Below are 13589 nucleotides of genomic sequence, written 5' to 3' on the forward strand. Positions count from 1 at the left end.
GTCAAGTTCCTTGTACGGAGGGTGCTTCGGAGGAGGTCTGGGTGGTGCGCCGCATCACGAGGGCGTCGTGGTTGCCGGGCTGGTAGTAGCCGCGGCGGAAGCCGATCGGCTCGAAGCCGAAGCGCTCGTAGAGGCGTTGGGCGCGAAGATTGTCGACCCGCACCTCCAGCAGCACCTCGTGGCACTCGAAGTCCGTTGCGGCGCCGAGGAGTTCGGTCAGCAGCCGGGCGCCGAGGCCGGTGCCCCACTGGTCGCGGGCGGTGGCGATGGTCTGGATGTCGCCGGTGCCGTCGACGGCAGCCAGCCCGCCGTAGCCGACCAGCCGGCCCGCCCGCCCGTCATCGGCGCCGCTGCGCGGCGGCACCTCCAATTCGGCGACGAGATAGCGGCGGGTGGCGTGCGGGCCGCGCGCATGGGCCAGCTCGGACCAGAACATGCCGGGCGACCAGGCGTCCTCGGGGAACAGTTCCCGTTCGAGTTCGAGCACCGGCGCTATGTCCCACCAGCGCATCTCGCGCAGCACCGCGGCGAGCTGCGGGGTGCCGCCGCGCTGGGGGTCCCCCGGGACGGATTCCGGGGGAGGTGCCGCCGCGGGGCGGTGGTCGGGCGACGGTCCGGCACTCACTTGGGAGTGACCACCTTGTAGTTGGCGGGGACCTGGGCGTCCGGGCGGCGCAGGTACAGGGGCTGCGGGGCCGGCAGCTCCTCGCCCGCGGCCAGCTTCTCGGCGGCCAGCGCGGCGAGGGCGCCGGCGGACTGGTGCTCGGGCGCCTCGCGCCGTACGCCGGTGAAGACCGTGTCGTAGAGCAGCGCGCCGGCCCCCACGGCCGGGACGCCGGCCACCTGGTCGGCGATGTCGGCGGGGCGGTCGACGGAGGGCTCGGTCAGCCGCGTACGGGCATCGGCGTAGCGCGCCCAGTAGACCTCCTTGCGGCGGGCGTCGGTGGCCACGACGAAGGGCTCGGTCAGCCCGGAGGCGTAGGCGAGGCCGTCCAGCGAGCACAGGCCGTGCACGGGGACGTCCAGCACCGCCCCGAAGGTCGCGGCGGTCACCAGGCCGACCCGCAGCCCGGTGTACGGTCCCGGGCCCACGCCGACCACGATGTCGCTGACCGCGTCGAGTTTCAGCCCGGCCTCGGCCAGCACCCGGTCGACGGCGGGCAGCAGCAGTTCGCCGTGCCGGCGCGCGTCCACCTGGCGGGACTCGGCGAGGACGCGCGCGCCGTCGTGGAGCGCGACGGTGACGGCGGGCGTGGCGGTGTCAAGAGCTAGCAGCAGCACGCCCTCAAGACTACGGCTCGGCCGGCGGTCCCCGTTCCGGTGCTACCGTCACCCCCGTAGTAGACGTACGGAAAGGTGGCACAGCGGTGCCCGCTAAGAGCAGCACGATCGTCACCGCGCTGACCGCGGCTGCCGTGGTCGTGGTCGGTGTGCTCGGCTATCAAGCCGCGGCGTCCGCCCCGGACACCCTCACCCAGGCCCGCAAGGACAGCCACCGCAGCGCGCCCAAGGACCACTCGGACCGGCGCGGCACGAAGGACAGGGCGCCCGCACCGGCCCCGGTCCCGGCGGCGTCCGGCAAGGGCCAGCGGGTCGTCTACTCGCTCGGCGACAAGCGGGTCTGGCTGGTCGGCCCGAAGGGCAAGGCGCTGCGGACGTTCACGGTCGCGCCGAGCACGGTGAGCCCGCCGCTGGGGACGTACGCGGTCAGCTCGCGGTCGGTGAGCGTCACGGGCTCGGACGGTATCGCGATCGAGCATGTCGTGCGGTTCGCCAATGTGGACAGCGTCACGATCGGCTTCAGCGCGGCCGTCGACGGCTCCACGCCCGACCCGGACTCGTCGAAGAAGACCGGCGGAATCCGGGAGTCGCGGGACGACGGCAAGGCGCTGTGGGACTTCGCGCTGCACGGCACCAAGGTCGTCGTGATCGCCTGACCGCACGGTCTTCCGGGCGGTTCCTTGACCCGTACGGGCTACGCGGCGTCGCGCCCCTGGGTGGACACGGGCTTGTTCCCGTCCTCCACGGCCGGCTCGTCGGCAGACCCCGCGGGCCCCTCCTTACGGGATTCCGCAGTCTTACGGGATTCCTCGTCGGCACCAGGGGGCGTGGAGACGGCGTTGGCCGCGGCACACGCCGCCAGCAGCTCAGTCATCGTCGGCGTCTCGCGCGCATCGTGCTGGTGGGCGGACATGGACGCCTCCCGGGGCTCCTGGGGCAAGCGACAGAAGCTAGGCTCGCTACTTAGGCTGACCTAACTGGGGTCTCCACCCATGTCACCACGCCCGGTACCAGCAGCGCAACATCTTACCGACGGCTTGTCGGAAACTACGGGACGAGTGACCGGATGCGGGGCCCGGCAGGTCCCGGACGTCAGCAGTTCTCCAGCTCCGGCAGCCCGGCGTCCGCCCAGCGCGCGCCATGGCCGGTGACCGTCACCTCGCGCACGTCGTCCACGTCGTCCTCCGGATGCCCGTCCGGACCGCCCGGCGCGTCCGCCCGCCCGTCGCCCGACCGCCACCCCTGCACGAGGCTCCCCCGGACTCCGTCCGGGGGGACCCCCATCGCGCCGCCCCCTCCTACCGCCCGCCCGATCACCACATGCAGCCGGTCCTCGGACAGCTCCTCGACCTTGCCCTCGCCCCACTCCACGACCACCACCGACTCCGGCAGCGAGACATCGAGGTCCAGGTCCTCCATCTCGTCCAGGCCGCCGCCGAGCCGGTAGGCGTCCACATGCACCAGCGCGGGGCCGCCGACCAGCGAAGGGTGCACCCGGGCGATGACGAAGGTGGGAGAGGTGACGGCGCCGCGCACGCCCAGGCCCTCGCCCAGGCCGCGGGTCAGCGTCGTCTTGCCGGCGCCCAGCTCACCGGTGAGCAGCACCAGGTCGCCGGGGCGCAGCAGCGGGGCCAGCCTGCGGCCCAACTCCTGCATCTGGTCGGAGGACTTGACGGTGATGTGGGCGATCGCGTCGGTGGTGCTCATGCCGCAAATGGTACGGCCTGCCCGCCGCCCGGCCGCATGACGTCACAGAGCGGCCGGGCCCGCCGGGCGGTGGATCATGCCCGCCGGGCCCTGCGCCTCAGGCGCGGGCGTGCCGGGTGTTGCGGGCCGCCACGCTCGCCCGCTCCACCAGCGACACCAGATGCTCATTGACCAGCTCGGGCCGCTCCAGCATCACCAGATGCCCGGCGCCGGAGACGCACACCAGCTCCGCTTCGGGCAGCACCTCGACGATCGACCGGCTGTGGTCGGCGGGGGTGATCAGGTCGCTCTCCCCGGCGAGCACCAGCGCGGGCACCGCGTCGTACGCCACCAGCGCCTCGGTCTTGTCGTGCACCGCGAACGCCGGGAAGAACTCGGCGACCACATCGATCGGGGTCGCCTCGATCAGCCGCTCACCGAACCGCGCGATGGCCGGGTCCACCTGCTCCGGCGAGCCGAACGAATAGCGCTTGATCAGCCCCGCGAACAGATCGGCGGTGGCTCGCCGCCCGCGCTCGACGATCTCGTGCTGCCAGCCCAGCGCCTTGAGCACACCCGGCGCGAGCCAGTGGAAGGCCTTGACGCCCATGGACGGCAGCCCGAAGCCGACCTCGCTGAGCCGGCCCGCGGACGTGCCGATCAGGGCCACGCCGACCACCCGCTGCGCGACGTACTCGGGGAACTGGTCGGCCAGCGCCATCACCGTCATCCCGCCCATGGAGTGCCCGACCAGCACGATCGGCCCCTCGGGCACCGCGGCGTCCAGCACCGCCTTCAGGTCCCGGCCCAGCAGGTCGATGGTGACCTCTTCCGTGCCGTCGATCTGGCCGTGGCCGCGCGCCGAGCGGCCGTGGCTGCGCTGGTCCCAGTGGACGGTGCGCACCGTGCCGCGCAGCGCCGCGCGCTGGAAGTGCCAGGAGTCCTGGCTGAGGCAGTAACCATGGCTGAAGACGACCGTGGGGGCCGCGGAGCGCCGCCCCAGCGCCGCCGTCAGCCGCTTGCGCAGGCCGCCCTGGGCCTCCTGGGCGGCCCGGGCCTCCTTTCCGCGGGCGGGCTTGACGGTCCTGTCCTTGCCGTTCTTGCCGTTCTTGGGCCTGCCGTCCCTGGCGGTCTTGCCCGCCTCGCTCTCCGGCCGGCCCGGCTCCTCGCCCGGCTCGTCGACCTCGTAGTACAGCTCGGTGCCGTCCTCGGCGATCGCCGCGCCCGGTGTGCCGCGCAGCGTCCCGTACGGGCCCGAGGCGTCCAGCGCGAGCCGGGCCCGGCGGCGCATCCCGCGGCCGACCGTCAGCCGCTCTATCGCCACACCGGCCGCGGCGCCGGCCGCGACCACGCCGATCGCGGCGCCGGCGATGCCCGCGTGCCGGCCCGCCCTGGCCCAGTTGTTGGCCGCCTCGGCCGCCACTTCGGCCGCCGCCTCGACCGCCTGCGCGGCGGCCTCCTTGCCGTCGGTCATGCCGTACCCCCCGTGAGCGCTGAGTCTCCTTCGGCTGCTTCGGCTTCGCCTCGTATGCCGTTGTCCACGTAGACGCGTGGTACCCGGGTTCCGATGCGTGTGACGATTTCGTACCCGATGGTTCCGGCCGCCCGGGCCCAGTCCTCCGCGGTCGGCTCACCGCGGTCCCCGGGGCCGAACAGCACCGCCGGATCGCCCGGCTCGGCGCCGTCGCCGCCCAGGTCGACCACGAACTGGTCCATCGCGATCCGGCCGGCGACCGTCCGCCACTTGCCGGCGACCAGCACCGGGCCGGTGCCGGAGGCGTGCCGCGGGATGCCGTCGGCGTACCCCAGCGGGATCAGCGCGAGGGTGGTCTCACCGGGCGTCGTGTAGTGATGCCCGTACGACACGCCGTGGCCGCCCGGAACGCGCTTGACCGAGGCGAGCGACGCCTCCAGGGTCATCGCGGGCCGCAGCCCGAAGTCCTGGGGGGTGCCGAGCTCGGGGCTGGGCGAGATCCCGTAGATGCCGATGCCGGCGCGGACCAGGTCGAAGTGCGCCTCGGGGAGGGTGAGCAGCGCCGGGGTGTTGGCGATATGCCGCACCTCGGGGCGCAGCCCGGCCGCGTCGGCGGTCTTCAGCGCCTCCTCGAAGGCGGTCAGCTGGGCGGCGATCGAGGGGTGTCCGGGCTCGTCGGCGCAGGCGAAGTGCGACCAGACGCCGGTGACGGTCAGTACGCCCTCGGCCTCGGCGGCGCGGGCCGCCGAGGTCAGGGGCGACCAGTCGGCGGGCTGGCAGCCGTTGCGGCCGAGGCCGGTGTCGACCTTGAGCTGGACGCGGGCGGCCCGGCCGCACGCCCGCGCCGCTTCGGCCACCTCGCGCAGCGCCCACAGCCCGCTCACCGACACGTCGATGTCCTGCTCGACGGCCGTGCGCCAGGGGCCGCCCGGGGTCCACAGCCAGCACATCAGCCGCCCGGTGTCGCCGGCCGCGCGCAGCGCGAACGCCTCCTCGGGCAGCGCGGTGCCCAGCCAGCCCGCGCCGGCCTCACGGGCGGCACGGGCGCAGGGCACCGCACCGTGTCCGTAGCCGTCGGACTTGACGACGGCCATCAGCTCTGCCCGGGGTGCGCGGGCCCGCAGTGCACGGACGTTCGACCGCACGGCGGCGAGGTCGATGGCGGCACGGGCGCGCTTCGCTGTCTCGTTCATCCCCCTCAGTGTCGCAGGCGACGCCGTGGCGCCCGGGGGGACCGGCGGGACCGGCGAGGAAACCTCGCTCACACGCCGGGTTTCCGCCCCCAGACGTGGACAATGTCGCTCTTCTTCAGCACATCCCACAGCTTCCGCGCGTCCGTCCATGTGAGATTGACGCAGCCGTGCGAACCAGGTCCGTCGTAGATGTCTTCGTAGACACCGTGCAGCGCCTCTCCGCGGTCGAAGAACTGCGCGAACGGCATCGGCGTGTGGTAGAGGTTCGAGGTGTGGCTCCTGTGCCGCAGGTAGATCCGGTACGTACCGGTACGGGTCTCCATGGTCGGCCGCCCCGAACGGATCGCCACCGGGGGGAAAATCACCTGCTCGCCCTGCTGCACCCACATCAGCTGCCGGTCCAGATCGACACACGCGGTGCGCTCCGGACGTTCCGGGCAGTGACCGGCCCGGTTCGGGTCCTTCTTCGCCCGCATCAGCCGCACCACGGCGCCGGTGACCGGCCCCGCGAAGCCGGTCGCCGGCGCGATGCGGTGCATCTGCTGGAACCGCCGGATCGCCCGGCAGTCCCCCGTGCTCTGCCGCCCGTCCACATCCCGCCGCAGATAGCGCTCCGCCTGGCGCTGGTAGGGCCCGGTGGATCTGCTGCAGCTCGACGCCCGGGTGCCCCGGCGTACCACCTCGGACCGCGGTACGTACTCGATGTGCCACTGCCGCTCCCGCGGCCGCCTCGGCATCGGGTCCTCGGCCGTACGCCCTTGGGGAATCCGCGGCATCAGGGCCCGGTCGGGCGTGTCGCCCTCCTCGGCCCGCCGCGGACCACCCGGGATACCGGGGACCAGGTCGGACACCGCGTACGCGGCGGGCGACGGCGCGACGGCCACCGCGGGCGGCCCGGCGACAACGAGCAGCGAGGCGCAGACCAACAGGGCGGAAAAGGTGCGTTTCATGCCCTCACGCATGCCGTGACCAGGCGGCTTCACCGCCCGCCGGGGACCAGGTTCGCCCTGGTGCCCGCCCCATTCCCCCACCGGGCGTAACGCCGCCCCGCGCGCTCTGTCAGTCCGTCACATTCCGCCAGGCCGCGCCCAGATGGTCCGCGACCTCCGACGCGAGGATCGGCGCGCCCCCGGGGCCCGCCGCCCGGCGCGCCGCGAGACCGTGCAGATACGCGCCCACGGAACCCGCGTCACGGGCCGTGAGCCCCGCGGCGAGCAACGAGCCCGTCACCCCCGACAGCACATCCCCGCTCCCGGCCGTCGCCAGCCAGCTGGTCCCCGTGGGGTTCACCCGCACCGGGCCGTCCGCCCCCGCGACCAGCGTCGTCGAGCCCTTGAGCAGCACCGTGGCGGCGTACTGCGCCGCCAGCTCCCGTACGGACTCCATCCGCGCCGCCTCGACCTCGTCGCGGCCGCGCCCCAGCAGCGCCGCCGCCTCCCCCGCATGCGGCGTCAGCAGCGTCTCGGCCGTACGCTCCCGGACCTGCCGCGGCGTCAGGAACCGCAGCCCGTCCGCGTCCACCAGCACCGGCACATCCGCCGCCAGCACCTCCGCCAGCGCATCCGACTCGTCCCCGATCCCGGGCCCGATCACCCATGACTGCACCCGGCCGGCCTTGTCCGGCGGCCCGGGGTGCACCAGCGTCTCCGGGAAGTGCGCCAACACCTTGTCCACGGCCGGCCCGACATACCGCACGGCCCCCGCGCCGCCCCGCAACGCACCCGCCACGGCCAGCACCGCGGCCCCCGGATACCGTGCGGACCCGGCGACCACCCCCACCACGCCCCGCCGGTATTTGTCGCTCTCGGCCGTCGGACGCGGCAGCAGATCCGCCACATCCGCATGCTGCAACGCCTCCACATCGGCGTCCTCGGGCAACGTGAGCCCGATGTCCACCAGCCGCAGCGCCCCCGCCCGTTCCCGCGCCGGATCGACCAGCAGCCCCGGCTTGTAGGCGCCGAAGGTCACCGTCGCATCGGCCCGTACGGCGTCCCCCCGCACCTCACCGCTGTCCGCGTCCACGCCACTGGGCAGATCGACCGCCAGCACCAGCGCCGACTCCCGTGCCGCGCGGGCGAGTTGCGCGGCCTCGGGCCGCAGCCCGCCGCGCCCGCCGATGCCCACGATCCCGTCCACGACGAGATCGGCGCACGCGATGTCGCGCAGCGCGTCGCCGGAGACCCGCCCGCCGGCCGCCCGCAACGCGGCAAGACCCCCCTGGTGCGCCCGTTCGGGCGACAGCAGCACCGCGGCCACCCCGGCCCCCCGGCGCGCCAGCCGGGCCCCCGCGTACAACGCGTCCCCGCCGTTGTCGCCGCTGCCCACCAGCAGCACCACCCGGGTGCCGTACACCCGCCCCAGCAACTCCCCGCAGGCAACGGCCAGTCCGGCCGCCGCGCGCTGCATCAGAGCCCCTTCGGGCAACCGGGCCATGAGCTCCCGCTCGGCGGCCCGTACGGTCTCCACGCTGTAGGCAGTCCTCATGCCTCCAGTCTCACCCCTCGGCGATCACCACGGCGGAAGCAACCCCCGCGTCATGGCTCAGGGAGACATGCCACGACCGCACCCCCAGCGCCGCGGCGCAGGCCGCGACGGTGCCCCGCACCCGCAGCCGCGGCCGCCCGCTGTCCTCCACATACACCTCGGCGTCGGTCCAGTGCAGCCCGCCCGGCGCGCCCAGCGCCTTGGCCACCGCCTCTTTGGCGGCGAACCGCGCCGCCAAGGAGGCGATCCCGCGCCGCTCACCGCTCGGCAGCATCAGCTCCTCCTGGATGAAGAGCCGGTGCGCCAGCTCCGGCGTCCGCTCCAGCGCCGCACCGAAGCGGTCGATCTCCGCGACGTCGATCCCGACCCCGATGATCACTCCACCGTCACCGACTTGGCGAGGTTGCGCGGCTGGTCCACCTCGTTGCCGCGGGCGGTGGCCAGCTCGCAGGCGAAGACCTGGAGCGGAACCGTGGAGACGAGCGGCTGCAGCAGCACCGGCGTCCGCGGGATCCGTACGAGGTGATCGGCGTAGGGCACCACCGCCTCGTCGCCCTCCTCCGCGATCACGATCGTGCGCGCCCCCCGGGCCCGGATCTCCTGGATGTTGGACACGATCTTGTCGTGCAGCACGGACCGCCCACGCGGCGACGGCACCACGACGACGACCGGCAGATCGTCCTCGATCAGCGCGATCGGCCCGTGCTTGAGCTCACCGGCCGCGAAGCCCTCCGCGTGCATGTACGCGAGCTCCTTGAGCTTCAGCGCGCCCTCCAGGGCCACCGGATAGCCCACATGCCGGCCCAGGAACAGCACGGTGTTCTTGTCGGCGAGGCTGCGCGCCAGCTCCCGTACCGGCTCCATCGTGCCGAGCACCTGCTCGACCTGGGTGCCGATGGCCGCCAGCTCGCGCACCACGTCCCGGATCTCGTCGCCCCACTTCGTGCCCCGTACCTGCGCGACGTAGAGCGCCACCAGATAGCAGGCCACCAGCTGGGTCAAGAACGCCTTCGTGGACGCCACCGCGACCTCGGGCCCGGCGTGCGTGTACAGCACCGCATCCGACTCGCGCGGAATCGTCGAGCCGTTCGTGTTGCAGATGGCGAGCACCTTCGCGCCCTGCTCACGGGCGTGCCGCAGCGCCATCAAGGTGTCCATGGTCTCGCCGGACTGGCTGATGGCGATCACCAGCGTCCGCCGGTCCAGAATCGGATCGCGATAACGGAATTCACTCGCCAGCTCCGTCTCGCACGGAATCCGGGTCCAGTGCTCGATCGCGTACTTGGCGATCATCCCCGCGTGATAGGCCGTCCCGCACGCCACGATGACGACCTTGTCGACCTCGCGCAGCACCTCCGGCGGGATCCGCACCTCGTCCAGCGACAGCACGCCCGACGCGTCGATCCGCCCCAGCAGCGTGTCCGCGACGGCCTTCGGCTGCTCCGCGATCTCCTTCAGCATGAAGTAGTCGTAACCGCCCTTCTCGGCGGCCGACGCGTCCCAGTCGACGTGGTACTCCCGTACCTGCGCGGGCGCGCCGTCGAAGTCGGTGACCGTCACCCCGTCCCGGCGCAGCTCCACGACCTGGTCCTGGCCCAGCTCGATCGCCTCACGGGTGTGCGCGATGAACGCCGCCACGTCCGAGGCGAGGAACGCCTCGCCGTCCCCGACACCCACCACCAGCGGCGAGTTCCGGCGCGCCCCGACGACCACGTCCGGCTCATCGGCATGCACCGCGACCAGCGTGAACGCGCCCTCCAGCCGCCGGCACACCTGCCGCATCGCCTCCGCCAGCTCGCCGCACGACGAGTACGCCTCGGCCAGCAGGTGCGCCACGACCTCGGTATCCGTCTCGGACGCCAACTCGTGCCCACGGTCGGTGAGTTCGGCCCGCAGCGCGGCGAAGTTCTCGATGATGCCGTTATGGACGACACAGACCCGGCCGGCGTTGTCCAGATGCGGATGGGCGTTCTCGTCGGTGGGACCGCCGTGGGTGGCCCACCGGGTGTGCCCGATCCCGGTCGACCCGGTCGGCAGCGGACGGTCCGCCAGCTCCTTCTCCAGGTTGGCGAGTTTGCCGGCCTTCTTGGCCGCTGCCAGACCGCCATCGGCCAGCACGGCGACACCCGCCGAGTCATAGCCGCGGTACTCCAGCCGCTTCAACCCGGCCAGGACGACGTCAAGGGCGCTCTGCCCGCCCACGTAACCCACGATTCCGCACATGGAGGCAGCCTACGCGTGGGCCCCGCACCGCAGCATGCGACCACGCACGGGCAGCTCAGCCGCCGAACCGACCACCCTTCACGGCATCGATGCATCAAGGGAACGTCAGGCTGCGCTTACGACTCAGCGCATGGCCTTACGCCGCCGCAACGGCGTGGGCGCACCTTCCGGTGCGGCACGTAACACAGCCCTGAGCGGGCCGAGTTCCCGCTGAGGCAGACACTCGCCGTGAGCCTCAGCGGGAAGGTCCGGTCACTGGCCGGTTTCCGGCTCGGGGTCCGGAAGGAAGCCCTTCAGGTACCGCGTACGGCTGTCCTTCATCACCATGCGCGCGATGAACAGGCATCCGTACGCGGCGAGACACAGGATGCCCGCCCCCCAGCGTCCGACACCGAAGACGACGGCGCCGAGGGCGACCACCCCCGCCACAAGCCACCACAGCCCCTCGGCGTGCAGTTTCGGATCCCAGGCCGGCTGCGTACGTATCGCCCGCAGGCCGGCTGCCTCGGGGAGAGATTCGGCGGCAGGCACGAGGGTGCCCTCTGGACAGTCCGATGCGTCGGCAACCCTGAGGGCACCTCGCACACACCGCTGCCCCTCCAGCACCAGCACCGCGCTCACCCTCTTTGGCCCGGGTCGGCCGGCGGCGAATCTAACCCAGTAGAGCTTCGCCTGAAGACCCTTGGTCTCCCGGGACAGGTGCGAGGGATCGACCACCGGGTCGAGCAGAACTTCCAGGCGCTCCCCCTCGCGCCCTTCGAGTTCCAGCCGGGGTTTCGGCTGTTTGGTCGTGACCCCCTTGGTGTCGGTGATTTCGTCCACCACCACACCGACGCTCTTCACCGTGACGGGGAGCGATCGACAAAGGCCCTTCTTGAGCGGACGCCTAAGGCTGCGGGAGGTCCTGCTGAAGAACTCTCCGAGGAAACCAAAGAGTGAACAGCAGACCGTGAGCACACCCACACCCATCAACATGAGCGGATGCCCGGTACCGCCCAGCTTCTCTTCCAGGGCTTCCCGGTCGGCATCCACGATAAAGCCAAGCTCGGCAGATGACGGCGCATAGAGGGCCCAGACCTTGTCGCCGCTCTCCAACCAGTGTTCCGAGGTGAATTCGGCCTTCTCGGACCTGGTTCCGGCATCGAACGGTACAGAGAGTCGGGCGACCACCTTGTAGTGGCCGGAGTGCTTTTTCCGGACATACTCGGAGGAGAGCACTTTCTGGACGGAAATCGCTTGGATGCGGCCCTTAGCCTCGGTGATCCGAGCGGCTTCTGGGGAGAACGAAAGGGCTGCGTAGAAGAACAGTCCCACGGGCACGATCCCAGCACACATGCCGGCGGCAATCCATCCACCGTTCCGATCGGGCCACCAGTGGCTACGCGTCTCAGCCCGCCCCCCTTGCGGGAAGGGCCCCCGCCGCAGGCACACGAGCGCACCCGCCAGGCCGACCACCACCAACGCGAGACAGGCGAGCAGATCCCACCGAGGCAGCGCCGCGGAAGGTCGCAGCAACACCCGCACCGCGGCGGCCAGCATTCCCACACCGGCCGCCATAAGGCAGGCATTGATCACACGGGTCCGAGTCATCCGAAAGTGTCCTTCACGCTTCGACCCTGAGGCTCCGACTTGGCCTCGGGCTTCCTGTCTCCTCCCTCATCATCACCCTGGGCCAATTCCTGGCCCGCTCCTGCCAGGCCGGCGCTGATCCCACCCATCGGGGCATCGATCGACATGGCGGGGCCACTCCGCTCAGGCGCCGGTGTGAAACCTTCCGGCACCTGGAGCCCTTCAGTCGGCTGATTGAGGCGACCGACCCCTGCGACGGCCGCGCCGCCCACGGCACCACCGACGGCGTTAGCGGCGGTGCCCCACGCGGCGTCTTCCCGGTTGAACTCTTCGCCGGTCGCTACCTTGGCACCCTCAGTGGCCCAGCCTCCGACGACGTTGCCGGTAGCACCGCCTGCCGCTCCGCTCGCCGCTTCACGAAGCAGCACCGACGCATCATCCCCGAACTTTCCCCCTACGTACTTCGCCATCTTGAGCCCCGGCCCAGTCCCCGCAACCGCACCCACCCCACCCTGCCAGGTCGCCTCCCAGAGGTCTGCGCCACTCACCCCGTCACCCGACCATGCCTTGCCCGCAACAGAACCCGCGGTGTTTCCCACCCAGTTGATGGCCACATTCGTGAGAAACTTGTTCGCCTTCGCGAGCTGGGCGATATGCCGAAACCCCGAAGCGATGCGCGTAAGAATCGAGGCCAGGCGAGCAGAGACCCGGGCAGCCTGCGCGGCAAGCCGGGTCGCGTTGGCGGCCGCGGCTGCTCCTCCAAAGCCCAACGTCACAAAGGACAGGGCGACCCCGACGCCGATCGAGACACCGATCTCGACGTAGATCGCATGGATCTCGTCGTTGACCTCTTCGATGGAGTCGGCGGCGTCATCGAGCCCCTTCGCCGCTTGGGTAAAGGTGGGCTCCGTCTTCTGGATGCCCTGCTTCAGCGCGTTCCAGTGATGCTCGAAGGCGTCGGCCGAATCGCCCTTCCAATGCTCACCGAGCGTCGCCTGAACCTTCTTGTCGAGGGCGTCGAAAGCAGATTCCAGCTCCGATCCCATGTTGCGCCAGGAAGTGGCTGCCGCCCGCAGGACGTCAGGCCGCCCGCCAGGATTGATGAGCTCCAGCCCGGCTTCGACGATCTCCTCGCCGACCCCTTCGTTGCTCACTTGTTCCCCCGCTTGAATGCGGCAGCGATGTGCTCGTCCGACTCCTCGCTGTTTTTTACATTCTCCCGCAGGAGTTCACCGATTGCCTCGAGGTGCTTATGGAGCTTCCCCAGCGATTCCGACATGTTCTCGGACAGTTCAATGTACGAGGAAGTGACCTCTTCGGACTCGGTCAGGAGGCCGAATCCATCGTGGATCGCCTCGGAGTCCGTCTTCCCCTTGAACCCTTTCAGAGCGCTCTCGATGTCATATGCATAGCTGGCAAAATCTTTGCCTAACTTGCCAAGCTCAGCAGGTTCAATATGGAATTCTTTTGCCACCGAAGCCCCCGCGTCCTCTGCATCGCTCAGACCAACACACAGCGCAGCTGGGCTGCAGCGCCCGAGCATCTGACCCGGCCAGGCTAGTTAAGGCCAGGTGGCCGATTCATCGAATCAGCCACCCTCCCCGCACGGCGTTGCGCTGCACATATCGGGATCTAGTCATGCCCAAATCCCGGCAAAGGTATGGCAATGACCCTTCGTC

Annotated in this window: 14 protein-coding genes; 1 reads left to right on the plus strand and 13 read right to left on the minus strand. The window is 71.2% G+C overall.

The genetic code is table 11. The features are described 5' to 3' along the window. Nucleotide 1 precedes the first annotated feature (1 nt). Both rimI and tsaB read right to left on the minus strand, forming a co-directional pair. On the minus strand, nt 2-625 hold the full coding sequence (rimI, locus tag KI385_RS20180) for a ribosomal protein S18-alanine N-acetyltransferase (protein ID WP_425356935.1): 624 nt from the start codon (nt 623-625) through the stop codon (nt 2-4). After that, nucleotides 622-1281: a tRNA (adenosine(37)-N6)-threonylcarbamoyltransferase complex dimerization subunit type 1 TsaB gene (gene tsaB / locus KI385_RS20185; RefSeq protein WP_238573574.1), complete on the minus strand. Its 660-nt coding sequence runs from the start codon at nt 1279-1281 to the stop codon at nt 622-624. Before tsaB ends, rimI begins: the two co-directional genes overlap by 4 nt. 86 nt (nt 1282-1367) lie before the next feature. On the opposite strand from tsaB, the gene KI385_RS20190 reads away from it, so the two are divergent. Further along, complete coding sequence (locus KI385_RS20190; RefSeq protein ID WP_238573577.1) at nt 1368-1937, plus strand: L,D-transpeptidase; 570 nt, start codon at nt 1368-1370, stop codon at nt 1935-1937. A gap of 38 nt (nt 1938-1975) precedes the next feature. Here KI385_RS20190 and KI385_RS20195 read toward each other — a convergent pair whose 3' ends face one another. The 11 genes from KI385_RS20195 to KI385_RS20245 all read right to left on the minus strand — a co-directional run bounded on the left by KI385_RS20195 (nt 1976) and on the right by KI385_RS20245 (nt 13384). Beyond that, a complete protein-coding gene (locus tag KI385_RS20195; RefSeq protein ID WP_238573580.1) occupies nt 1976-2194 on the minus strand; it encodes a hypothetical protein in 219 nt (72 codons plus the stop codon). Nucleotides 2195-2373: 179 nt separating this feature from the next. Next, entirely contained in the window at nt 2374-2988 is a 615-nt protein-coding gene (gene tsaE, locus KI385_RS20200) for a tRNA (adenosine(37)-N6)-threonylcarbamoyltransferase complex ATPase subunit type 1 TsaE (protein ID WP_238573582.1), read from the minus strand. Between the two features lie 97 nt (nt 2989-3085). After that, nucleotides 3086-4441, minus strand: coding sequence for an alpha/beta fold hydrolase (locus KI385_RS20205; RefSeq protein WP_238573584.1), 1356 nt, complete (start codon nt 4439-4441; stop codon nt 3086-3088). Further along, nucleotides 4438-5634, minus strand: coding sequence for an alanine racemase (alr, locus tag KI385_RS20210; protein WP_238573585.1), 1197 nt, complete (start codon nt 5632-5634; stop codon nt 4438-4440). The genes KI385_RS20205 and alr overlap by 4 nt, the downstream gene beginning before the upstream one ends. 68 nt (nt 5635-5702) lie before the next feature. After that, the gene (locus KI385_RS20215) at nt 5703-6584 is read right to left on the minus strand and encodes a L,D-transpeptidase family protein (RefSeq protein ID WP_238573587.1); all 882 of its coding nucleotides are present in this window, start codon (nt 6582-6584) and stop codon (nt 5703-5705) included. A 109-nt stretch (nt 6585-6693) separates the two neighbouring features. Beyond that, nucleotides 6694-8118, minus strand: coding sequence for an NAD(P)H-hydrate dehydratase (locus KI385_RS20220; protein WP_238573589.1), 1425 nt, complete (start codon nt 8116-8118; stop codon nt 6694-6696). 10 nt (nt 8119-8128) lie between these two features. Then, complete coding sequence (locus KI385_RS20225) at nt 8129-8497, minus strand: holo-ACP synthase (RefSeq protein WP_238573590.1); 369 nt, start codon at nt 8495-8497, stop codon at nt 8129-8131. Further along, nucleotides 8494-10341 carry a glutamine--fructose-6-phosphate transaminase (isomerizing) gene (gene glmS, locus KI385_RS20230; protein ID WP_238573592.1) on the minus strand — a complete coding sequence of 616 codons (1848 nt, stop codon included), beginning with the start codon at nt 10339-10341 and terminating at the stop codon, nt 8494-8496. Before glmS ends, KI385_RS20225 begins: the two co-directional genes overlap by 4 nt. A 252-nt stretch (nt 10342-10593) precedes the next feature. Beyond that, nucleotides 10594-11931 (minus strand): hypothetical protein, encoded by a 1338-nt coding sequence (locus tag KI385_RS20235; RefSeq protein WP_238573593.1) that lies wholly within the window; start codon nt 11929-11931, stop codon nt 10594-10596. Continuing rightward, nucleotides 11928-13064, minus strand: a complete 1137-nt coding sequence (locus tag KI385_RS20240; RefSeq protein ID WP_238573594.1) for a WXG100 family type VII secretion target — start codon at nt 13062-13064, stop codon at nt 11928-11930. Before KI385_RS20240 ends, KI385_RS20235 begins: the two co-directional genes overlap by 4 nt. Continuing rightward, on the minus strand, nt 13061-13384 hold the full coding sequence (locus KI385_RS20245) for a hypothetical protein (protein WP_238573596.1): 324 nt from the start codon (nt 13382-13384) through the stop codon (nt 13061-13063). Before KI385_RS20245 ends, KI385_RS20240 begins: the two co-directional genes overlap by 4 nt. Between the last annotated feature and the right edge of the window lie 205 nt (nt 13385-13589).

The organism is Streptomyces inhibens (assembly GCF_022221585.1).
GTDB lineage: Bacteria > Actinomycetota > Actinomycetes > Streptomycetales > Streptomycetaceae > Streptomyces > Streptomyces inhibens.